At 72.7% G+C, this 22,422-nt stretch carries 17 protein-coding genes; 10 read left to right on the top strand and 7 right to left on the bottom strand.

All coding sequences use genetic code 11. The features are described 5' to 3' along the window. The 6 genes from J2S41_RS23190 (at position 1) to J2S41_RS23165 (ending at position 7,493) form a co-directional block, all read left to right on the top strand. Positions 1 to 1,299, top strand: a complete 1,299-nt coding sequence (locus J2S41_RS23190) for a PA0049 C-terminal domain-containing protein (RefSeq protein WP_310370428.1) — start codon at positions 1 to 3, stop codon at positions 1,297 to 1,299. An 815-nt stretch (positions 1,300 to 2,114) separates the two neighbouring features. Next, positions 2,115 to 3,131 (top strand): Ppx/GppA family phosphatase, encoded by a 1,017-nt coding sequence (locus J2S41_RS23185; RefSeq protein ID WP_310370426.1) that lies wholly within the window; start codon positions 2,115 to 2,117, stop codon positions 3,129 to 3,131. A gap of 202 nt (positions 3,132 to 3,333) precedes the next feature. Beyond that, positions 3,334 to 4,545, top strand: a complete 1,212-nt coding sequence (locus tag J2S41_RS23180) for an ABC transporter substrate-binding protein (protein ID WP_310370424.1) — start codon at positions 3,334 to 3,336, stop codon at positions 4,543 to 4,545. 47 nt (positions 4,546 to 4,592) lie between these two features. Further along, positions 4,593 to 5,438 carry a carbohydrate ABC transporter permease gene (locus tag J2S41_RS23175; RefSeq protein WP_310376469.1) on the top strand — a complete coding sequence of 282 codons (846 nt, stop codon included), beginning with the start codon at positions 4,593 to 4,595 and terminating at the stop codon, positions 5,436 to 5,438. Continuing rightward, on the top strand, positions 5,438 to 6,325 hold the full coding sequence (locus J2S41_RS23170) for a carbohydrate ABC transporter permease (RefSeq protein ID WP_310370422.1): 888 nt from the start codon (positions 5,438 to 5,440) through the stop codon (positions 6,323 to 6,325). Before J2S41_RS23175 ends, J2S41_RS23170 begins: the two co-directional genes overlap by 1 nt. A 7-nt stretch (positions 6,326 to 6,332) precedes the next feature. Then, the gene (locus tag J2S41_RS23165; protein WP_310370420.1) at positions 6,333 to 7,493 is read left to right on the top strand and encodes an ABC transporter ATP-binding protein; all 1,161 of its coding nucleotides are present in this window, start codon (positions 6,333 to 6,335) and stop codon (positions 7,491 to 7,493) included. A 42-nt stretch (positions 7,494 to 7,535) separates the two neighbouring features. Here the strand turns inward: J2S41_RS23165 and J2S41_RS23160 are convergent, their stop codons facing one another. Then, a complete protein-coding gene (locus J2S41_RS23160) occupies positions 7,536 to 9,185 on the bottom strand; it encodes an ABC-F family ATP-binding cassette domain-containing protein (protein ID WP_310370418.1) in 1,650 nt (549 codons plus the stop codon). 311 nt (positions 9,186 to 9,496) lie between these two features. On the opposite strand from J2S41_RS23160, the gene J2S41_RS23155 reads away from it, so the two are divergent. Both J2S41_RS23155 and J2S41_RS23150 read left to right on the top strand, forming a co-directional pair. After that, a complete protein-coding gene (locus tag J2S41_RS23155; protein ID WP_310370416.1) occupies positions 9,497 to 11,416 on the top strand; it encodes an anthranilate synthase family protein in 1,920 nt (639 codons plus the stop codon). 308 nt (positions 11,417 to 11,724) lie between these two features. Then, the gene (locus tag J2S41_RS23150; protein ID WP_310370415.1) at positions 11,725 to 13,992 is read left to right on the top strand and encodes a SulP family inorganic anion transporter; all 2,268 of its coding nucleotides are present in this window, start codon (positions 11,725 to 11,727) and stop codon (positions 13,990 to 13,992) included. Between the two features lie 195 nt (positions 13,993 to 14,187). On the opposite strand, the gene J2S41_RS23145 is transcribed toward J2S41_RS23150, so the two are convergent. The 6 genes from J2S41_RS23145 to J2S41_RS23120 all read right to left on the bottom strand — a co-directional run bounded on the left by J2S41_RS23145 (position 14,188) and on the right by J2S41_RS23120 (position 20,381). Further along, a complete protein-coding gene (locus tag J2S41_RS23145) occupies positions 14,188 to 15,195 on the bottom strand; it encodes a hypothetical protein (protein ID WP_310370414.1) in 1,008 nt (335 codons plus the stop codon). Between the two features lie 725 nt (positions 15,196 to 15,920). After that, positions 15,921 to 16,094 (bottom strand): hypothetical protein, encoded by a 174-nt coding sequence (locus J2S41_RS23140; protein WP_310370412.1) that lies wholly within the window; start codon positions 16,092 to 16,094, stop codon positions 15,921 to 15,923. A gap of 89 nt (positions 16,095 to 16,183) precedes the next feature. Beyond that, positions 16,184 to 16,591: a hypothetical protein gene (locus tag J2S41_RS23135; RefSeq protein WP_310370410.1), complete on the bottom strand. Its 408-nt coding sequence runs from the start codon at positions 16,589 to 16,591 to the stop codon at positions 16,184 to 16,186. Positions 16,592 to 16,636: 45 nt separating this feature from the next. Then, positions 16,637 to 18,244 (bottom strand): substrate-binding domain-containing protein, encoded by a 1,608-nt coding sequence (locus tag J2S41_RS23130; protein WP_310370408.1) that lies wholly within the window; start codon positions 18,242 to 18,244, stop codon positions 16,637 to 16,639. Further along, positions 18,241 to 19,356 (bottom strand): substrate-binding domain-containing protein, encoded by a 1,116-nt coding sequence (locus tag J2S41_RS23125; protein WP_310370406.1) that lies wholly within the window; start codon positions 19,354 to 19,356, stop codon positions 18,241 to 18,243. The genes J2S41_RS23130 and J2S41_RS23125 overlap by 4 nt, the downstream gene beginning before the upstream one ends. Further along, positions 19,353 to 20,381: a serine/threonine-protein kinase gene (locus J2S41_RS23120; RefSeq protein WP_310370404.1), complete on the bottom strand. Its 1,029-nt coding sequence runs from the start codon at positions 20,379 to 20,381 to the stop codon at positions 19,353 to 19,355. Before J2S41_RS23120 ends, J2S41_RS23125 begins: the two co-directional genes overlap by 4 nt. A gap of 233 nt (positions 20,382 to 20,614) precedes the next feature. Here J2S41_RS23120 and J2S41_RS23115 point away from each other — a divergent pair, with 233 nt between their 5' ends. Both J2S41_RS23115 and J2S41_RS23110 read left to right on the top strand, forming a co-directional pair. Then, entirely contained in the window at positions 20,615 to 21,736 is a 1,122-nt protein-coding gene (locus tag J2S41_RS23115) for a sensor histidine kinase (RefSeq protein WP_310370402.1), read from the top strand. Then, entirely contained in the window at positions 21,715 to 22,377 is a 663-nt protein-coding gene (locus tag J2S41_RS23110; protein WP_310370400.1) for a response regulator transcription factor, read from the top strand. Before J2S41_RS23115 ends, J2S41_RS23110 begins: the two co-directional genes overlap by 22 nt. The last annotated feature ends 45 nt before the right edge of the window (positions 22,378 to 22,422 follow it).

The following is a 22,422-nucleotide window of genomic DNA, read 5'->3' as shown; positions in this document are numbered from 1 at the left end:
GTGACCAGGCTGGCTCGGGCACTGTCCATGCTCTGCGGAGTGGTCGTGGCGCTCACGCTGACGACGGCGACGCCGGCCGCCGCGCACGTCACCGGCTGCGCGGCCGGCGGCGTGCCGCTCACCGCCGAGGAGGCGCGGCTCGACCGCCCGGTGCCCGGCGGCACCACCTCCGTCCCCGCCGAGCTCATCACGCGCGGCGGCTTCGACGCGCTGGTGCGCGGCTTCACCGGCGGCCTGTGCGCGGTGCCGGACGGCCGGGTCGCCGGGGCGTACGCGGAGGCCACCGGCCGGCTGCTGTTCGAGTCCGCGGTGGCCCGGGCGCAGCGCTCGCTCACCATCGGCGCCGCGCTCCCGGCCGACGACGACCGCCCGCTGTACTGGGCACGGCTCGCGCTCACCCGCGCGCTGCGCCAGTGGACGCCGTCGTTCGCGCACACCGCGGACGACCGCGCGGCCTGGGAGAAGCGCCTGGAGTACGCGTCCCGAGGCCTCACCACCAGCGCGTTCCGCCCGCTGCCCGGCGTGCGCAAGCTGATGATCTCCGGCTTCGACCCGTTCCAGCTGGACGCGGAGATCCGCCGTGGCAACCCGTCCGGCGCGGTCGCGCTCGCGCTCGACGGCCGGGTCCTCACCGCGCTCGACGGCACCCGCGTGCAGGTGCAGGCCGTGGTGTTCCCGGTCCGCTACCCCGACTTCGACGCGGGCATCGTGGAGGACGCGTTCCGTGCCGCGCTCGCCCGCCGTCCCGACATGGTCACCACGATCAGCCAGGGGCGTCCGGACGCGTTCGACCTGGAGGCGTTCAACGGGCGGCGGCGCTCCACCCCGCCCTCGGTCCCGGACAACCTCCTGCTCTGGGGCGGCGGCACCTTCACCGCCCCGGTCGTCTTCCCGAACGTCGGGCCCGGGCCGGAGTTCCTGCCCAGCACGCTGCCGATGGAGCGGATGGCGGAGGCGGAAGGGCAGTTCACGGTCCGGATCAACACGTCGGTCACGGAGATCCCGGCGGGCAGCACCACCCCGGTCACGCGCGCCGACGGGCCGACGGAGGGCTCGATCGCGGTGGACGGCGGCGGCGGGGGCTACCTGTCCAACGAGAGTGCGTACCGGGTGACCCGGCTGCTGACGGAGACGCCGTCGGCACCGCCCGGCGGGCACGTGCACACGCCGGTGCTGTGGTTCGACGGCGGCAACGCGACCGAGGTGACCGACCCGGTCTTCGAGGCCGACCGCGCCGCGATCATCGCCCAGTCGACCGCCATCCTCCTGGCCGGCCTGGCCGAGTCGCCGGCTCCCTGATCCCGCGGCGTGCTCCGGCTGGCTGGCCCTGCCGGCACCGGGTGCGCGGAGGGCTCGCTGACGGGCCGTCCCTCCCGGACGGACCCGGCCACGCGCTCGCCTGCCGCCCCGGAGTCGGCGCGCGCCGACGATCTCCGCGTGTGGCGGCCTGCGGTTCCACGACCAGAGCGGGCCACCGAGTGGCCGATCCCGCGGCGCCACGCCCGAGCAGCCTCCGGCGTGTCGAGCCGGCTGCGGCGTTGCCCCGGTGCGCTGCGCCGTGCGTGATCACACGGTGCTTGCCGGATCATGCGGCGTGCCCGATGACGCGGTGCTCTGCCGGATCACCTCGTGGCCGGAGCGGCCTGCGGCGTGCCTGGTGACGCGGCGCCGTGCGAGAGCGCGCTGCCCGGTGGCCGATATTTCGGGACATAGCCCTCGGGAATGCTGATCCCCGCGTCCGGATGCCGCCTCGGTAGCGGCTCGGCGGGTCTGTGACGTCGGCGTCACGTGCTCGGTGGAGCGGGAACGGCGGAAAGTCGCCACCTAACCTGGAAAGCGCTTCGAGGCCGGCCGCGATCGGCGTGGCTGCCGGTGCCGAGTGGCGACCGTGCCGCGGTGACCGCACCTGAGCTGGGCGAACGACCGCCCGGCCGGCCTCGTGACGGTGATCGCGGTGTCCTGACCGCGGCCACCGCGAAAGCGCGCGCGTTTGACGCGGCCTCATCCCAGGAACTCCGGCGGACCAGGCCGCTGTCAGAAGGAGATGAACAACACTAGTGTTTCATGCGTCAGCAACGAGAATTCTAAGCTGCCATCCGTCCCAGGAAATGATCATGGAGACTGAGGGCGTGCGCATCGGGGTGCTCGACGTCGGCTCCAACACCGCCCAGCTCGTGGTGGCGGACATCGGCAACGGCGTGCCGCTGCCCGTCCACGCGGTCAAGGAGCCGGTGCGGCTCGCCGAGGTGGTCGGCCGGGACGGCGCGCTCGGCCCGGACGCCATCGACCGCCTGGCCGTCGCGGTCGGCGCCGCCGTCGCCAAGGCGCGGCGCTGGGAGGTCCGCGAGCTGTTCGCGTACGCGACCGCGGTGGTGCGGGACGCGCCGAACCGGGACGCCGCGCTGGCGCAGATCGAGGCGCGGACCGGCGTACGGCTCGGCACGCTCTCCGGCACCGAGGAGGCGGAGCTGACGTTCCTGGCGGCGCGGCGCTGGATGGGCTGGCGCGCCGGGCCGCTGCTGCTGCTCGACATCGGCGGCGGATCGGCGGAGATCGCGTACGGGCGGGATCTGGCGCCGTCGTTCGCGGTGTCGCTGCCGATCGGCGCGGCGCGGATCACCCGGGAGCGCCTGCGTCAGGACCCGCCCGGATCCGGCAAGGTGGAGAAGGTGCGGCGGTACCTGCGCCGCGAGCTCGGCGAGGTGGCCAGCCGCATGCGGTGGGACGCGCCGCGCACCGCGGTCGCCACCTCCCGCACGTTCCAGCAGCTGGCGCAGCTCTGTGGTGCGTCGCCGCTGCGGCACGGCCCGTTCGTGCCGCGGGTGCTGCGCCGGGACGAACTGGCCCGGCAGATCGGGCGGCTCGGCGCGCTGACCGCGGACAAGCGCGCGCGACTGCCCGGCATCTCGGCGCCGCGGGCCCGGCAGTCGCTGGCCGGTGCGCTGGTGGCGCACACCATGTTGGACATGTTCGGGCTGGATGAGGTCACCATCTGCCCGTGGGCGCTGCGCGAGGGCATCCTGCTGCAGCGCGTCGAGTCGGCGGACAGCTGGGCGGACCGGGCGTTGACGATGCCGCCGGCCGTCGTGCGCCGCATCGGGACGTCGCCGAACGGACAGCCGCGACGATAGTCGTGTTAACGGGGAGTTTCGCGGGATTGCGCGCGGGGGAGATGGGGATACGGACGACCCGACCGCGTGCCGCGAGCTCAGAGCTGCGTTCCTGAGCCTCTCGGCGCGCGCCATCTCCAACGGGAGGCGAGGCACAGGGATGGGTGGACCCCCGAACCGATCAGCGTGGCGCCGCCGGCTCGCGACAGCGGCGGCGGCCCTGGTGACCGTGCCGCTCGCGGCGTGCGGCGGCCAGGGCGACGACGGCCCTCCGACGATCAACTTCTACAACCCGCCGATCGAGAACATGCAGCACGTCATCGACGAGTGCAACGCGGCCGCGGGCGGACGCTACGAGATCGTCTACCGCGTGCTGCCGCGCGGCGCGGACGATCAGCGGGTGCAACTGGTACGGCGGCTCGCGGCCGAGGACGACAGCATGGACGTGCTCGGGCTGGACGTCACGTGGACCCAGGAGTTCGCGGGCGCGAACTGGATCCGGGAGTGGACCGGTGCGGACGCGGCCGAGGTGCGCGACGGCACGCTGCCCGGCCCGCTCGAGTCCGCGACCTATGAGGACAAGCTCTACGCGGCGCCGAACAACACCAACGTGCAGCTGCTCTGGTACCGCACCGACCTGGTGCCGAACCCGCCCGCCACCTGGGACGAGATGATCGCCCAGGCGCAGCAGCTCAAGTCTCAGCGACGGCCGTACCAGGTGATCACGATGGGCGCCCAGTACGAGGGCCTCGTCGTCTTCTACAACACGCTGGTGGCCAGCGCCGGCGGCAACATCCTCAGCGAGGACGGCCGGACCGCGGTGCTGGACGACGGCGCCGTACGGGCGCTGGACCTGCTCCGGCGGTTCGCCACCGCGGGCGTGACCAGCCCGTCGTTCACGAACGCGCTGGAGGACCCGGCCCGGCTGGAGTTCCAGGGCGGCAACGCCGCGTTCCAGCTGAACTGGCCGTACGTCTACCCGGCCATGCAGGAGGCCGCACCGGACCTGGCCCGGAACGTGCGCTGGGCCCGCTACCCGGCGGTGGACGCGAACACGCCGAGCCGCGTCACCATCGGCGGCACGAACCTGGCGGTCAGCGCGTACAGCCGGTACCCGGCGGAGTCGTTCGAGGCGGCGCGGTGCATCCGGAACGCGGAGCACCAGAAGTACGCGGCGATCAACGACGGCGTGCCGCCCACGATCGAGTCGGTGTACGACGCCCCGGAGATGGCCGAGGCGTACCCGATGAAGGACGTGATCCTGGAGGAGCTGAGGGACGCGTCCGTGCGGCCGCTGTCCCCGGCGTACCAGAACATCTCCACGGTCATGTCGGCCACGCTCTCCCCACCCGGCGACATCGATCCACAGCGGACGGCCGAGCAGCTCCGCGAGGAGATCCAGGACGCGCTGGAGTCCAAGGGGGTGCTGCCGTGAGCACGCAGCTGAGCGAGGGGAAGAAACAGGAGCGGCGGCTCGGCTGGATGCTGTGCGCGCCCGCCGCGTTCGTCATGGTGGCGGTCACCGCGTACCCGATCCTGTATTCGGTGTGGCTGTCGTTGCAGCGCTTCGACCTGAAGTTCCCGGACGAGCGCGAGTTCGTCGGGCTGGACAACTACGTGACCGTGCTGACCAACGGGTACTGGTGGACCGCGTTCGGCGTCACCATGCTGATCACGGTGATCACGGTCGCGATCGAGCTGGTGCTCGGCATGGGCCTGGCGCTGATCATGCATCGCACGCTGGTCGGCCGCGGGCTGGTCCGGACCGCGGCGCTGATCCCGTACGGCATCGTCACCGTGGTGGCCGCGTTCTCCTGGCGGTACGCGTGGACGCCGGACACCGGCTACCTGGCCAACCTCATTACCCCGGACGGCGCGCCGCTCACCGAACGGGCCGGCTCGCTGGCGATCATCATCGTGGCGGAGATCTGGAAGACCACGCCGTTCATGGCACTGCTGCTGATGGCGGGCCTGGCGCTGGTGCCGGAGGAGCTGCTGCGCGCCGCGTCGATGGACGGCGCCACCTGGTGGCAGCGGTTCACCAAGGTGATGCTGCCGGTGATGAAGCCGGCGATCCTGGTCGCGCTGCTGTTCCGTACCCTCGATGCCTTCCGGGTCTTCGACAACATCTACGTGCTGACCGCCGGCGCGAACGAGACGTCCTCGGTCTCGATGATCGCCTACAACAACCTGCTGCGCGGGCTCAACCTCGGCATCGGCTCCACCATGTCGGTGCTGATCTTCCTGGCGGTCGCGGTGATCGCGTTCGTCTTCGTCAAACTCTTCGGCACCGCCGCGCCCGGTGCCTCCGACGACGGGAGGCGATGATGACCGCCGTGGCGGAGAAGCACGATCAGGAGCGGGCTTCCACGGTACGCGGAGGAGTCAGCAAGGAGACCCGCGCCAAGGCCACCTGGGGCCTGCTGGACGTCGTGGTGGTGGTGTTCGCGCTGACCCCGGTGCTGTGGATCGCGTCGCTGTCGTTCAAGACGCCGGAGACCCTGACCGACGGCAGTTTCATCCCTCGTGAGTGGACGCTCGACAACTATCGGGTCATCTTCACCACCGACCAGTTCGTCCGCGCGCTGATCAACTCGATCGGCATCGCGCTGATCGCCACCGCCATCGCGGTGGTGCTCGGCACCATGGCCGCGTACGCGATCGCCCGGCTGGACTTCCCCGGCAAGGGGCTGCTGGTCGGCGTCTCGCTGCTGATCGCGATGTTCCCGCAGGTGTCGCTGGTCTCCCCGCTGTTCGAGATCGAGCGCCGGCTGGGGTTGTTCGACACCTGGCCGGGCCTGATCCTGCCGTACATCACGTTCGCGCTCCCACTGGCGATCTACACGCTCTCCGCGTTCTTCAAACAGATCCCGTGGGACCTGGAGAAGGCCGCGAAGATGGACGGCGCCACCCAGGCGCAGGCGTTCCGCCGGGTGATCGCGCCGCTGGCCGCGCCGGGCGTGTTCACCACCGCGATCCTGGTCTTCATCTTCTGCTGGAACGACTTCCTCTTCGCGATCTCGCTGACCTCCACCGAGCGGTCCCGCACGGTGCCGGTGGCGCTGTCGTTCTTCACCGGCGAGTCCCAGTTCGAGGACCCGACCGGCGCGATCTCCGCGGCCGCCGTGGTGATCACGATCCCGATCATTCTGTTCGTGCTGTTCTTCCAGCGTCGCATCGTCTCCGGTCTGACGAACGGCGCGGTCAAGGGGTGATGAGCTAGTGGCAGACATCGTGCTCGACAAGATCAGCAAGCGCTATCCCGACGGTACGACCGCGGTCGAGGAGGTCAGCCTGGAGATCGCGGACGGCGAGTTCGTCATCCTGGTGGGACCCTCCGGCTGCGGCAAGTCCACCACGCTCAACATGATCGCCGGGCTGGAGGACATCAGCTCCGGCTCGCTGCTGATCGGCGGCGAGCGGGTGAACGACAAGGCGCCGCGCGACCGGGACATCGCCATGGTGTTCCAGTCCTACGCGCTGTACCCGAACATGACGGTCCGCGACAACATGGGCTTTCCGCTCAAGCTGGCCAAGTTGGACAAGGCGACGATCAACCAGAAGGTCGAGGAGGCGGCCAAGGTCCTGGAGCTGACGCCGTACCTGGATCGCAAGCCGGCGAACCTCTCCGGCGGCCAGCGGCAGCGCGTCGCCATGGGCCGCGCGATCGTGCGCAGCCCGAAGGCGTTCCTGATGGACGAGCCGCTGTCCAACCTGGACGCCAAGCTGCGCGTGCAGATGCGCACCCAAGTGTCCCGCCTGCAGAAACAGCTCGGCACCACCACCGTGTACGTCACGCACGACCAGACCGAGGCGATGACGCTCGGCGACCGCGTGGTGGTGATGCGGGCCGGCCGGGTGCAGCAGGTCGGGCACCCGCAGGAGCTCTACGACCACCCCGCGAACCTGTTCACCGCCGGGTTCATCGGCTCGCCGTCGATGAACTTCCTGCCCGCCGCGCTCTCGGACGGCTCGCTGGAGACGCCGCTCGGAAAGATCCCGATCCCCGCCCGGGTACGGGACGAGCTGTCCGCCGAGCTGATCCTCGGCATCCGCCCGGAGCACTTCGAGGACGCCGCGCTGGTCGACGGCGCCCAGCGCGGACGCGGTCACGTGTTCACCGCCCCGGTCGACCTGGTCGAGTCGATGGGCTCGGACAAGTACGCCTACTTCACCGTCGAGGGCGAGACCGCCACCTCCGCCGAACTGGAGGAACTCGCCGCCGACGCGGGCGGCGCCGACCTCCCCTCCGGCGCGTCCAACCTGGTCACCCGCTTCGCCGCGGAGTCCCGGGTCCGCGCCGGCGAGCCGCACGAGGTCTGGCTCAACCTGGACAAGGTGCACCTCTTCGACGCCTCCACCGGCCGCAACCTCACGCTGTGAGGCGATGCCGGGGGCCGCGAGCGCGCGGCCCCCGGCGCGCGGTCAGCCCGCGGACGGCGTGATCCGGACCTCGGAGCCGGGCCAGCGGGCGCGCAGCCAGCGGTCGTGGCTGGCGAGCACGACGGCGCCGGGGCCCGCGGTGCCGAGCGCGTCCTCCAGTTCGTCGGCCAGGCGAGGGGAGAGGTGGTTGGTGGGCTCGTCGAGCAGCAGCAGCTCCGGCGGGTCCGCGATGACCAGCGCGAGCGCGAGCCGCCGGCGCTGGCCGACGGACAACTCGCCGACCGGCAGCGTCTGGGCGCGGGCCGGGAGCAGGCCGAGCGAGCCGAGCGGCACCTTCTCCGCGCGGTCCGCGCCGAGCACGGCCGCGTAGAGGTCACGGGTGACCAGGGCGGGCCGGTCGAACACGGTGTCCTGGGTCAGCAGCGCCACCCGCAGGCCGCGGCGCCGCCGCACGTCACCCTCGACGATCGCCGTGCCGTCCGGCGAGGAGCCGGCCGCGTCCGGGCTCAGGTGGCCGGCCAGCACCGCGAGCAGCGTGGACTTGCCGGCGCCGTTCGGGCCGGTGACCAGCACCCGGTCGCCGGCGGAGACGTCCAGGCGGCCGAGCATCAGCCGGCCGGGCACGCGCACGTCGCGCAGCGAGACCAGCAGGCCGGACGCGGACGTGGTGGCCAGCGTGGACGGGTGGAAGCGCAGCGGCGCGGGCGGCTTGCGGACCTGCGTGCGCTCCAGTTCCTCCAGGCGCCGGGACGCGTTGCGCACGCGGCGGGAGATCTGCTGCTGTACGCGGCCGGCCGTGTGCCCGTACCCCATCTTCTCGCTGTCCCGGGGCGGGCGGCCGTGCGCGACCTGCTGCGCCGTGACCGACACCGCGGTGCGCAGCGAGGCCAGCTCGTCCTGCTCCTCGGCGAACCGGCGCTGCCACCGCTCCCGCTCCGCGGCCTTGGCGGCCTGGTACGCGGTGTAGCCGCCGCCGTACCGGGTGGGGCCGTCCGCGGCCGGATCGAGGTCGATCAGGTCGGTGCAGACCGCGTCCAGGAACGCGCGGTCGTGACTGGCCACGATCACCACGCCGGGCAGGCCGCGCAACTGCTCCTCCAGGAACGCGGCGGCCGCGTCGTCCAGGTGGTTGGTCGGCTCGTCCAGCAGCAGCGCGCCCGGGCGGCGGACCAGCAGCGCGGCCAGCGCGAGCCGGCCGCGTTCGCCGCCGGACAGCGACCCGACGGCCCGGGACAGCGCCAGGTGACCGAGCCCGAGACCGGCCATCACCAGCGTGGCGCGCCGGTCCGCGTCCCAGGCGGCCAGTTCCTCGGCCCGTTCCAGCGCGGTGCCGTACTCGGCCAGCGCCTCCTCGGCCGGATCGGGCGCCATGGCGAGCGCGAGCCGGTCCAGGGCGGCGAGCACGGCGCGGGCGTCGCGCAGCGCGTCGTCGAGCACGTCGGTGAGCGTGGCGGTGGGCGGGAACGGCAGCTCCTGGTGCAGGAAGCCGAGCGATCCGGGGCGCACCACGTCGCCGGAGTCGGGCACGTCCGCGCCGGCGAGCAGCCGCAGCAGCGTGGTCTTGCCGGTGCCGTTCTCGCCGATCAGGCCGATGCGCTGGCCGGGGGCGGCGACGAGGGAGACGCCGTCGAGCACGCGGCGGGTGCCGAGCGTACGGACGAGGTCATGGGCGAGCAGAGCTGGCATGGACATGCCGGGACACCTCGGGGAACGAGAGGGAACCCGCCGGGCGGCACAGGCCTCGGGCGCGGGTCGGGGAGGTGTCAACGGATCACATCGCGGTCAACGGTAGCGACGTGCCGTACCCCCCGGCAAGCGACTTCCCCGTGTAGGCTCCACAACCATGTCCGCGCGATTGAACTTCTGGTGGCCCGCCTCCCCGGCGGCCCACGACCCCCGCGCGTAACCACACCGCGGCCGCCCGATCGAGGCGGCCGCCACTGCGAGTCCTGTGGCACGGACGGTCCGCCGAGTGAGGTGGCTCCACACCGCAGGAGACCGCAATGTTCACCGAGATCATCACCGGCGATCGGCCGTTCGCGCTGCTCAGGCGCGAGGGCGCCGATCAGGTAGAGGTCTTCACCGGCCGGCTCACGATCGCGGGCACGCTCGCGGAGCTGCCGCTCGACGACCGCACCGGGCCGCAGACGCTGGCGCTCGTCCCGTACCGGCAGATCGTGGAACGGGGTTTCGACACGGTCGACGACGGCACGCCGATGGAGTGCCTGCGCATCGACACGGCGACCACCCGTCCGCTCGACGAGGTGGTCGGACTGCTCCCGGACACCGCGATCGTCACCGTGGACGCCGGCTTCGACGTCGGCGACGCCGCCTACGCCCGCACGGTGGAGGAGGTGCTGCGCGACGAGATCGGGCGCGGCGAGGGCGCGAACTTCGTGGTGCACCGCACGTTCCGCGCGACCGTCCGCAACGACCCGCGCACGGCCGCGCTGACCGCGTTCCGGAACCTGCTGACCGGCGAGCGCGGCGCGTACTGGACGTTCCTGATCTGGACCGGCACCCGGTACCTGGTCGGCGCCACGCCGGAGCGGCACGTCAGCGTGGACGGCGGCCTGGTCATGATGAACCCGATCAGCGGCACGTTCCGGCACGCCGGCGGCGGGGACCTGCGCGCGTTCCTGGACGACCCGAAGGAACGCGACGAGCTCTACATGGTGCTCGACGAGGAGCTGAAGATGATGGCCACGGTCGCCGAGGCCGGCGGCCAGGTGCTCGGCCCGTACCTGAAGGAGATGTCGCACCTCACCCACACCGAGTACCTGCTGGCCGGCCGCACCGCGCGCGATGTGCGGGACGTGTTGCGGGAGACCATGTTCGCGCCCACCGTGACCGGCAGCCCGATCGAGAACGCGGCCCGGGTGATCGCGCGGCACGAGCGCCGGGGCCGCCGCTACTACGCGGGCGTGCTGGCGCTGCTCGGCCGGGACGCGGACGGCGGCCAGTCGCTGGACGCGCCGATCCTGATCCGGACCGCGGAGCTGTCGCCCGAGGGCGAAGTGCGCGTGCCGGTCGGCGCCACGCTGGTGCGGCACTCGACGCCGGCCGGCGAGGTCGCGGAGACCTACGCCAAGGCCGCGGGCGTGCTGTCCGCGCTCGGCCTGCGCCCGCGCGGCACCGCCCCGGCCGCGGAGAAGCACGATCACGACCATCCGGCGGTACGGCGGGCGCTCGCGGCCCGCAACGACCGGCTCGCCCGGTTCTGGCTGGACGACCGGGCCACCACCGCGCCGGAACCGGTCTTCGCCGGGCGGCGCGCGCTGATCGTGGACGGCGAGGACACGTTCACCGGCATGCTGGCGCACCAGCTCCGCGCGCTCGGGCTGGACGTGATGGTGCGCCCGTGGTCCGCGCCCGGGCCGGACGTGGACACGTTCGACCTGGTGGTGCCGGGGCCGGGGCCGGGCGACCCGACCGATCCGGGCTTCCCGCCGGGCGCGGCGCTGCGCGCGCTGATCGCGGACCTGCTGGCGGAGGGGCGGCCGATGCTCGCGGTGTGCCTGTCCCACCAGGTGCTGTCCGACATGCTGGGACTGCGGCTGCACCGACGGGACGCGCCGTACCAGGGGATCGCGCGTGATGTCTCACTCTTCGGAAGGGCGCGCCGGGTCGGGTTCTACTCGACGTACACGGCGCTGGCGGACGCGGATGAGATCACCACCCGGTACGGTCGGGTGGAGCTGGCCCGTGATCCCGCGGACGGAGCGGTGCACGCGCTGCGCGGGCCGGGGTTCGCGGGCGTGCAGTTCCATCCGGAGTCGGTGCTCAGTGAGGACGGCTTGATCGTGCTGACCGACCTGCTCACCGGCCTGATGCCCGGGACGCCCGGCCGAGCTGCGGAGATCGGAAGCGCTCCCACGCAGGAATCGGTTTCTGATTCGCATATTCCGGCCGGGCGCGGGTAGCAGGTCTGATAGCGGCACCTGATGATGCCGGGGTCGCCGAGGGTCCGGGCGGGTTTGAGAGCCCCCGCCCGGGCCTTCGGTTTCAGACTTCTCTCAGCGACTTCACGGCTTGTATCAAGCCTGCGGGCGTCATGCCGGGTCGCGGTGCCACGGCGTGAGCAACCGGGTTTTTGCCGAGCCGACTCGCACGGATTAATCGTTGGTTAACGCGCCACGATTCGGCGCGGAACCCGCCACTCCATCAACCCCTGATCGCTACTCTGTGGCCACGTAAGGACCGCACCTTACGTACGCAAAGAAGGTGGCATATGGCGATTTTTAAGCATTTAAGGGTATCTGACGGCGTTGCCGCGCAGGGCGACGGCAAGCTCCCGGCCGGCGATCCGGACCCGCCACCGGCGGCCGACGGCGCGCACGGGCCGCCCGTTACCAACGAGCCGGGCTCCACAAAGGCCTGGACCTGGCGGGGTGATTTCGGCGCCTCGCTGGTCGTGGTGCTGATCGCCGTGCCGCTCTCGCTCGGCATCGCGGTCGCGTCCGACGCCCCGCTGGTCGCCGGCCTGATCAGCGCCGTGGTCGGCGGCATCGTCGGCGGCCTGATCGGCGGCTCGGCCGTACAGGTCAGCGGCCCGGCGGCCGGCCTGACCGTGATCGTGGCCGGCCTGGTACAGACCTACGGATGGGCCGCGACCTGCGCGATCGTCGCCGCGGCCGGCGTCCTGCAGCTCGTCCTCGGCCTGTCCCGCGTGGCCCGCGCCGCGCTCGCGGTGTCGCCCGCGGTCATCCACGGCATGCTGGCCGGTGTCGGCGTGGTCATCGCGCTCTCCCAGCTGCACATCGTGCTCGGCGGCACGCCGCAGAGCTCCGCGCTGGACAACCTCGTCGAGCTGCCGGGGCAGCTCGCCTCCAACCACACCCTGACGGTCGCCACCGGACTGCTCACGCTGGCCGTGCTGATCGCCTGGCCGCGGCTGCCGCAGCGGGTACGGGTCGTACCGGCGCCACTCGCGGCCATCGCGGCCGGCACCGGCGTCGCGGCCGTGCTCGGCTGGGACGTGGCCCGCGTCGACCTGCCCTCGGACCCGCTCGCCGCGCTGGCCGCACCACAGTGGCCGGACGCGAGCTGGACGTCCGTCGCGGGCGCCGTGATCGCGGTCGCGCTGGTCGCGAGCGTCGAGTCGCTGCTCTGCGCGGTGGCGATGGACCGGCTGCACGACGGCCCGCGCGTCAACCTGGACCGGGAGCTGACCGGCCAGGGCGCCGCGAACCTGACCGCGGGCCTGCTCGGCGGCCTGCCGATCGCCGGCGTGGTGGTCCGCAGCACCGCGAACGCGAAGGCCGGCGCGCGCAGCCGCCGCGCCACCGTCATGCACGGCGTCTGGGTGCTGGTGCTCGCGCTGGTCGCGGCGCCCGCGATCGAGCTGATCCCGCTGGGCGCGCTGGCCGCGCTGCTGGTCGCGATCGGCGTGCAGATGGTCAACCTCTCCCACCTGCGCGGCGTGCACCGGCACGGCGAACTGCCGGTCTACCTGCTCACCATGGCCGGCGTGGTCGCGCTCGGCCTGTTCGAGGGCGTGCTGATCGGGCTCGGCTGCGCGCTGCTGCTCACCATCCGCCGGCTGGCGTCCATCGCCGTGCGGGTCACGCCGCAGCACGGCGGCCCGGTGCGGGTCGCGGTGGACGGCTCGCTGACATTCCTCAGCGTGCCGGCGCTGCTGCGGGCGCTCACGGCCGTACCCGAGAAGGCGGTTGTCGATCTTTCGTTGAACATCGATTTCATGGACCACGCCGGCGTCACCGCGATCGACGACTGGCGCACCGGGTACGAGCGGAGCGGCGGGACCGTCCGCATCGACGAGGTGCGCGAGCACTGGTACGCGCCGGGCCGGTCCGGACTGCCGCGACCGGTGCGGCGCACGCCGCCGGTGCGCAACCGCGCGGCCTGGCACCCGCTCGCCGCCACGCTCTCCGGCCGCCGCCAGCTGGAGGAGGGCACCGAGGAGTACCAGTCGCACGTGGCGCCGCTGGTCCGGCCGCTGTTCAGCGAGCTGGCCCACGGGCAGCGACCCACCCACCTCTTCATCACCTGCGCCGACTCGCGCCTGGTGCCCAACATGATCACGTCGAGCGGGCCGGGCGATCTGTTCACGGTCCGTAACGTCGGTAACCTGGTGCCGCGGCACGGCGAGGCCGACCCGAACGACTCCACCATCGCCGCCATCGAGTACGCGCTCGCGGTGCTGCCGATCAAGACCATCACGGTCTGCGGCCACTCGGCCTGCGGCGCCATGGACGCGCTGCTCACGCCGGAGCGCGCGGGGAACATGCCGTACCTGAGCGGCTGGCTGCGGCACGGCTCGCACAGCCTCGACCGCCTCGCCACCCGGCCCGACGGCCCGGACCGCCTGGACCGGCTCGGCCGCGAGAACGTGCTCCAGCAGCTCGACAACCTGCGCACCCACCCGGCGGTCGCGGCCCGCGAGGCGGCCGGGGAACTGGAGCTGTGCGGCGGCTACTTCGAGATCGCGGAGGGTCGCCTGCACATCCTCTCGCCGGCCGCCAGGGTCCCCGTCTAGGCACCGTCCACGATGGCACGATTCCGTGATCCGCCCAGGTCAGAGCGGCCGTAAAGTGGATCTCAGCCGGTCGGGAGGGGCCGGTGGAGACAGCGGCGAGGGGAAGTCGGATGACGTACATCGGCCCGGGCTAGACAGACCCTCAGATCACGCCCCGCGTCCCCGGGTGCTCCGGCACCCGGGGACGCTTCGTGTTCACCGCGGCGGTTGCAGCAGGTCCCACTCGTAGTAGCGGCCGGCCGGCGCGGGATCGCTCCAGCGGACCTCCCACTGCCCGCCACCGGTACGCCGGGCCGGGACCACGCTGCCCAACTGGTGACGTTCGGTCACCCACGGCGCCGGGCGGTCGCCGGGGAACAGGAACGTGATCGTGAACGACGACAGCGCGGACGGCTTGGCGTCCGCCGTGATCAGCTGGTCGCGCCAGCGCAGCACGTCCCGGCCGCGCTGCCGGAGCGGGCGCCACAGCCCGGCCGGGCGGTAGGTGACCTCCCAGTCGGCCTCGTCCACCAGCGGCTGGTCGAAGACGAGCCAGACGCGCAGGTGCCCGACGTCCTCGATCAGCGCGAACTGCTCCACCGGCGCGCCGTCGTCCAGGAACCGCACCCGGTAGCCGATGTCCGCGAGCCGGCAGACCCGCGCCTGGCGGCCGGCCGGCACGATCGGGCGCATCGAACGGTGCGTGACGCGCTCACGCGGCCGGGTGCGCCGCCGCTCGACCACCACGTCGTCCTCGTCCTCGGCGCCGACGGTTATCGTGACCTCGAGTTCCTCCTCGAACGCGGGGGTCTCCCGGTCGATGATGCGCTGGATGGCGCCGACGTACCGGTTGTGCTCGTCGACGAGGTGGTCCCGCTCGCCGAGGATGCGCGCGTGGTCGTCGCGGATCGTGCGGTTGGTGCCGGCCAGCGCGTCGTTCTCCGCCTGGAGCGCGGCGTTGTCGGTCTGCAGCCGGCGGATGCGGGTCCTCAGCTCCTTGTTGCGGCGCAGCACGAAGATCGTCCAGAGCCGGACCACCACGATCAGCCCGCAGACCACGGCCGTGAGCAGCAGCACCAGCCGCGAGGCGCCCCTCGAGAAGCCCGCCAGACCGGCGACGCCGGAGGCCACCCCGATGGCACCCGGCACGATCTCCCACACGCCGGCGGCGACCTGTGAATAGGTCCTGCTTTCCGCCTCACGCGTACCGGAATCGCCTGCCATCGCCGAATTATGGCACGCATTCGTATTACCGCCGGTGGCGCTTTCGGGCGACATGAGCGTTCAGCCGATCACCGTAACGGGTGAATGTTAGGCTGTTCGCCGAATTCAATTCGCCGCGGGGTGGCGGCGAACTGTTCTCGCATTCGATAAGAGGAGCGGAAAAATGGGGCTCACGATCAGGCTGCCGAATGAGGGCGAGGGCGGAAACCTCGCACCGGGGGCCGCGCTCTAGGCGTCGTCCCGCCGCCCGTCCCCAGGTCCGCGGGGGAGAGTGGGCCCGGGGACGTCAGGCGGTGATGGCCAGCCCGACGAAGATCACTAGCACCACACTGACCAGTATCGCGGCGGCCAGCCACCCGGTCGTCCCGCCGGCGGGACCGGCGCTCGTGCCGCCCTCGCCCTCCGGTGCGCCGTGCGGCCTGGCAAGGGCCGGTCGTTTCTCCGTATTCATGGCTTCGATCGCCTTTCCTGGCGCCGGTCTTCGCGGATGCGCCGATTGTGGCTGTTCGTGTGCCGGCCCGTCGCGAAGGCCGTTTCGTCCGGCGCGCGATGGCGTCGAACGTTCACATCGTTGCCGTCGGCGGGGGATGATCGCAAGGACCGTTCACGCGAATGCCATAGCAGGCTTCACCAAATGAGGGCGATCTCCATTTACCACTCGCTCGGGGGATGTCCTCGCCGAGGAAGCGGCATGCGGGCCCGGCCCGCGCGGGGCCGGGCACCGGTCAGAGGCGGCGGGAGATGCGGGGGTCGTCGGCCGGCAGGCTGCGCACGCGGCCCTCCCGGTCGATCACCTGGACCACCGGCACCCGGCGGGTGCGCGAGCGCGCGGACAGCCAGGCAAGGCCGGCAACGGCCAGCAGCGCAAGCGTCGACACCCACAGCATCAGGGTCGGCATGGGGGATCCTCCCAACGTCGGCCACACCAGCGTAGCGCGCACCCGCCCGAGTGCCACCGGTGCGAACAATCACACAGCGTAACCCTCAGCTAGCCGGCGGCTGCCGGCGGCCATTGGCCGGGGTCGCGCGGGGCGGGGGACAACGGGCGGACCACCACGTCGAACGAGCCGGTGCCCGGCAACCGGGACGGCTCCGGCTCGCCGATCTCCGCCTCGGCCGAGACCGAGAGATCCGACGAGGGGTCCCAGGACATCACGCCGGCCGCGACCGCGCGGGCCGGGTCCGCCCCGGCGGCGGAGAGGCCGGTGAGCGCCTCGACCAGCCGCGAGACGTCCGCGTCCGCGAGGCGGAACGAGGCACGGCACCGACGGTCCGCCCAGAGCGAGAGCACCACCATGCCGCTCTCGTCGTGGCGACTGACTCGCATGACCCGCCCGTCGCCGCGAACGTCGGAGAAGAGATCACCCCGGCGCGGCAGCGGCACCAGTTCACCCATGCGCCACATACTGCCGGGCGATCCGCCGATGCGGAAGGGCACAAGTCATTGGTATCCGCGGATCTGGCAGAACGCGCGGGTCAGGTCGCCGTCGCGGGCGTCCCAGGTCTGGCCGCGGGTGGCCGAGGCGACCTCCCGCATCTCCTGCTCCGCGGCCTCGCCGAACAGGATCGGGAAGACCGGCGTGGCGACCGCGGCGTCGCCCCGGTCCTTCAGGAACCGCTGGAACGCGGCCAGGTCGCGGCCCCGGTTGGACTCGCCGTCGGTCATCAGCACGATGCTGACGAACCGGTCCCTGTCGGCGGCCGCGTCCAGGCTCGCGTACGCGGCGACCAGCGAGTCGTACACCGCGGTGTCGCCGCCGACCTCCAGCGCGTCGATCGCGGCGCGGATCGCGTCCCGGGACGGCTGCGGGTCCGCCGCGTCGACCGTGAACGTCCGCGCGGTCTGCGGTGCCTGGCTGAACGGCAGCAGCACCACGTCCTCCCGGCTGCGGAATCGGCAGAACTCGCCGGTCAGCGACGTGTTCACGCCGGTCAGGCCGGACAGCGCGGTTTTCAGCGCGGCGATCCGGTCGCCGTCCATCGAGCCGGACACGTCCAGCACGTAGACCGTGCGCGACGGGCGGCGCAACTCGTCGTTGTACGCGGTGAGCAGCGCCTTCAGCGAGGTCTGGGTCTCCGGGAACGGCAGCTCGACCGGCGACTCGGGCAGTCCCTCGGGCAGCGGCACGCCGGGCAGCGCGGGCCGCCGCGCCGTGTCCGCGCCGATCCGCTGCTGCACGTCCGCGCCGCGCAACCACGTGGTGAGCCGGCGGTGCGCGTCCCGGGCCTGCTCCGGCGCGTTCGCCAGTACGGTCAGCGGGTAGTCCGCGGTGACCACGCCGTCCGACGGGTAGACGATGGTGAGCTGCTCCGGCAGCTTCCGCTCCCGGTTCAGCGCGATCAGCGACGACTCGTAGGTGAACAGGCCGTCCGGGCCGCCGCCGCTGCGGGCGACGAACTCGTCCACCAGCCAGTCGGACGAGCCGGCGTTGAGCCGGTGCGCCTTGAAGAAGCCGTTGACCGGCCCGGACACCCGCTCGATCGCGGCCGCGTCCAGCGCCCGCCCGCTGCCGTCGAGCGCGGACGCGACCGCCACCAGGGTGGAGAAGCCGGTGTTCGACGCGGACGGGTCGGTCATCGCGAACGAGAAGTCCCGCCGCGAGGCCGCGGTCGCGATCTCCGACCAGGTGACCGCGCGGTTCGCCCAGCCGAGGCGCTGGGCGGCGGAGGTGCGCAGGCCGAGCACGACCGGCGAGCTCATGATCCGTTCGGAGGCGCCGAGCCGGCTCTTCGCCTCCGGCTCCATCTCCAGGTAGCGGTTGGAGGAGAACCAGACCGCGTCGTACGCGCCGTCGGCCCGGCCGCTCGCCACCTTCTCCGCCCCCTCCAGGCTGCCGATGAAGTCGAACTTGACGCTCACGCCGGTCGCCGCCGCGGCGTCCCGGAGGATCGGCTCCAGGTCGGCCAGCTCGCTGCCGGCCAGCACCCGGAGCGTGGCCGCCGGGCCGGACAGGTTCTCCGGGCCGGTCGGCGTCTCCGCGCCGGGGGTGGACGTGCAGGCCGCGAGCAGGGACGCCGCCAGCGCGGCGGCGAGGACGCGCCGGATCATTTCGCACACTTCCCGGTGGTGTCGTCGAACGAGGGGGTCTTCTCCAGCTCCAGCAGCATCGATTCGAGCAGCTCGTACTCCGGCGGCTCCTGCACCACCGGCGGCTCGGGCCGGTCGGTGAGCGCCTGGCCGTCGAGCCGGAAGCCGTACTCCGCGGCCAGGGTCTGCAGTTGTTCGTCCTGGTCGAGGGCCTTGCCGAGCCGGTTGCCGGCGTCGGTGAACGGCACCACCGTGTGCCGGGAGTAGACGGTCGGGTTCGGGAACAGCATGGTGTGCTGCCCGTCCTGCGGCACCGTGATCGCCGAGGTCTTGTCCAGGAACTGCTGCTCGTAGATGAGCGCCATCGGCGACCGCGCCGGGCCGTCGCTCAGGTACTGCTCGAACAGGTCCTGGCTGGTCTGCTCCTTGGTGCCCTGATACGCCATCAGCCGGCACAGGTCCGGCATGACGCCGGCGACGTCGGCCGCGGACGACACCGGCCGGTCGCCGTTGAGCACCGCGGACGCGATCGACAGGAACTGGATGGCGGAGCTGGAGTCCTTCGGATCGGTGGTGCGCAGCAGGACGACCTTGTTGTTCGGCGAGTCCTCGTTGCCCTTGAGCTGGTTCCACCGGGTGCCCTCGCGGGCCAGCTCGATCAGCTTCGGCACGTCGACCACGTCGCGATCCTGCACGGTGGTGACCACGCCGGCGCCGCGCAGCATGGTCACCACCGGCTCCCAGGTGGCGACCACCATCACGGACGAGAACGGCTTGTACGTGTCGTGCACGCCGCGCAGCTGCCGGATCCGCTCGGCCGTGGTCGAGCTGGACGGGAACGCGAAGTCGTACGGGTGCTGGTCGTTGGAGAGCGTGTTGACCATGTCGCGCGAGCCCTTGGAGTCGACCACCAGCGTCAGCCCCAGGCAGGCGAGCCGCGCGGTGACGCGGGGATCGCGCAGGTAGGGCGTCTTCTCCGAGCCGATCACGCCGTTCACCCGGGCCTGCTCGCCCACGCAGCCGCCGCTCGCGGTGGCGGCCTCCCCGCCGGTGGCCCGGCGCACCACGGCCCACGCGACCACCGCCACCAGCACCACGCTGACCAGCAGCGCGACCATCCGCAGCGCTTTCATCGTCCGTCGCCTCCGGTGTCCTCAGGGGTGTCTCGCAGCGCCCAGCCGGCCACCACGCCGGCGATCACCAGCGCGGGCAGCGCCCAGACCGCCATCGCGGTGTCCACCAGGTCCGCGGCCAGCAGGCCGATCCCGGCGACCGCGCCGACCCCGCCTCCGGCGGCCAGGGGCCAGACCGCGGGGGTACGCCGTGCGGGCGCCGGCGCCGCCGGCGCCTCCTGCCAGGCCCGGTAGACCGCGTCGCCGAACGCGCGCGCGTCGTCGTACCGGTCCGCGGGGCGCTTCGCCAGGCCCTTCATCACCACGGCGCGCAGCGCGGGCGGCACGGTCTCCGGCAGCGGGTCCGGGTCGCGGTCGCGGTGGTCCGTGATGGTGAACCGGCCGCCGAACGGCTTCCGCCCGGCCAGCCCCTCGTAGAGCACCACGGCCAGCGAGTAGATGTCCGCCCGCCCGTCCGCGTGGTCGCTGGCCAGCCGCTCCGGCGCCACGTAGGCGGGCGTGCCGACCATCTGGCCGACCCGGGTCAGGTCGGACGTGTCGATGCGCTGCGCGATGCCCCAGTCGATCAGGTACGCGTGGTCGGTCCCGGCCCGGTAGCCGCGCTCCAGCATGATGTTGGACGGCTTGACGTCCCGGTGGCGCAGGCCCCGCTCGTGCGCCGCGGCCAGCGCGGACGCGATCTGCTCCACGATGGTGACGGTGCGCTCCATGGTCATCGTGCCGGCGGCGATCTCGTCCGCCATCGTGCGGCCGTCGATGTAGCGCATCGCGATGTACGGCTCGGGGAGCTTGGCGCTGAAGTCGTAGACCACGACCACGTGCGGGTTCTCGATGTCCGCGGCGATCTCCATCTCGCGCAGGAACCGCTCGCGGAGCTCCGTGTCGTCCAGCGCGTCCGGCGCGAGCAGCTTCAGCGCCACCACCCGGCCGCCGCGGTCGAGGTCGCGGGCCCGCCAGACCTCGCCCATGCCGCCGCCCCGGCCGATGAGGTCGAGCCGCTGGTACTGACCGACTGGCGAGGTCACCATCCACCTCGGGTTTCCGCTGGGTTGAACGTGCCAGCGATGGTACGACCGCCACGCATGGCCGCCGCTCGCCGCGCACCTGCTCACACGGGTGAATCGGGGAGAAAAAGGGCGCGCGCCATCCGGCGTTGGCCATCCGGTCAGGGAATGTTCGTCAGTGGCGGACTTTGGTTTCGGATGGGTCGACCTTCGGCCGCGGTCCGGGCCGCCCGGGCGCCGCTAGCGTGAGACCCATGCACAGGCGCTGGGCGTACGACCTGACCGTGACCGCGGTCGGCGTGCTGGCCGGCCTGCTCTGGCTCTGGACCGCCCGCGCCGTGGACGGGGACGAGGAGTTCGCGCCGCTGGGTTTCGAGGCGGCCGGCCTGACCGTCGCGGTGCTGCTGTTCCTCTGGCTGCGCCGGTCCCGCCCGGTGCTGCTCGCACTGGCGCTGGGCGTGGCCGCCCTCGCGCTGCCGTCGCTGGCCGGCCTCGCCGCGGCCGCACTGGTCGGCGCCGCGTCCCGGCGCGGCGCGCGGTGGGCGTTCCTGATCTTCGTGGTCGACGCCACGCTGCTGGTGTCGCTCATCCACGACGAGGGCGGCCCGGACCGGGAGTTCTGGGAGACGCTGGCCGTGCTGCTGCTGGCCGACCTGGTGCTGATCTCCGCGGGGCTGCTGCTGCGCTCGCACCGGCTGCTGGTCCGGTCGCTGGAGGAGCGTGCCCGGCAGGCCGAGGAGGGCCAGCGGCTGCGCGTCGAGGAGGCCCGCCACCTGGAGCGCGAACGGCTGGCCCGGGAGATGCACGACGTGCTCGCGCACCGGATCTCGCTGCTCGCCGTGCACGCGGGTGCGCTGGAGGTACGGCGCGGCGCGTCCGAGGAGGAGGCGCGCGCCGCGGGGGTGATCCGCGAGTGCGCCTACGACGCGCTGGAGGACCTGCGCGACGTGATCGGCGTGCTGCGCGCCGATCCGGCCGCGGACCAGGACCGGCCGCAGCAGGGGCTCGCGGGCCTGCCCGCGCTGGTCGAGGAGTCCCGGCGGGCCGGCGCGCGCGTCGAGCTGCGGGCGGAGGCGCCGGAGGAGGATCCCGGGCGGGTGGGGCGGCACGCGTACCGGATAGTCCAGGAGGCACTGACCAACGCACGCAAGCACGCGCCCGGCGCGCCGGTGCGGGTCACGGTCGGCGGCGGGCCCGGCGACGGGCTCACCGTGGAGGTGACGAACCCGGCCGCGCCCCCGGCCGGGCTGCCCGGTGCCGGGGCCGGGCTGATCGGGCTGCGCGAGCGGGTGGACCTGGTCGGCGGGCGGCTGGAGCACGGCTGGACGGAGGCCGGTGACTTCCGGCTGAGAGCATGGCTGCCGTGGAGACCGTGACCGTCCTGATCGCCGACGACGACGCGCTGGTCCGCGCCGGGCTGGCCATGATGCTCGACGGGTTCGACGACATCGAGGTGGCCGGCGCGGTCGGCGACGGCGACGAGGTGGCCGGCGCGGTCGACCGGCTCCGGCCGGACGTGGTGCTGATGGACATCCGCATGCCGCGGCTGGACGGGCTGGCCGCCACCGAGGCGTTGCGCGCGCGCCGCGACCCGCCCGAGGTGATCGTGCTGACCACGTTCGACACCGACCGGCACGTGCAGCGCGCGATCCGTGCCGGGGCCAGCGGTTTCCTGCTCAAGCACACGCCGCCGGCCCGGATCGCGGACGCCATCCGCCGGGTCGCGGCCGGCGAGCCGATGCTCTCGCCGGAGGTGCTGCGCCGGATGATGGGCGCGGTGGCGGGCGCCGGCCTGGACCCGCGCCGCGACGCGGCCCGCGCCCGGCTCGGCGTGCTCAGCGACGGCGAGCGGTCGGTCGCGGAGCGGGTCGGCCGCGGCCTGACCAACCAGGAGATCGCGGCGGAGCTGCGGATGAGCACCGCGACCGTCAAGGCCTACGTCTCTCGCGTGCTCACCAAGCTCGACCTGAACAACCGCGTGCAGATCGCGCTGCTGATCCACGACGCCCGGCTCTGACCCGCTCTGCCCGTGGCGTAACCGGTCGGCGTGGTGGGGGCGTGA

It is taken from the genome of Catenuloplanes atrovinosus, assembly GCF_031458235.1.
GTDB classification, from domain to species: Bacteria; Actinomycetota; Actinomycetes; order Mycobacteriales; family Micromonosporaceae; genus Catenuloplanes; species Catenuloplanes atrovinosus.
Note: the sequence above shows the minus strand (reverse complement) of the source record. Positions and strands in the feature narration are given on the sequence as shown.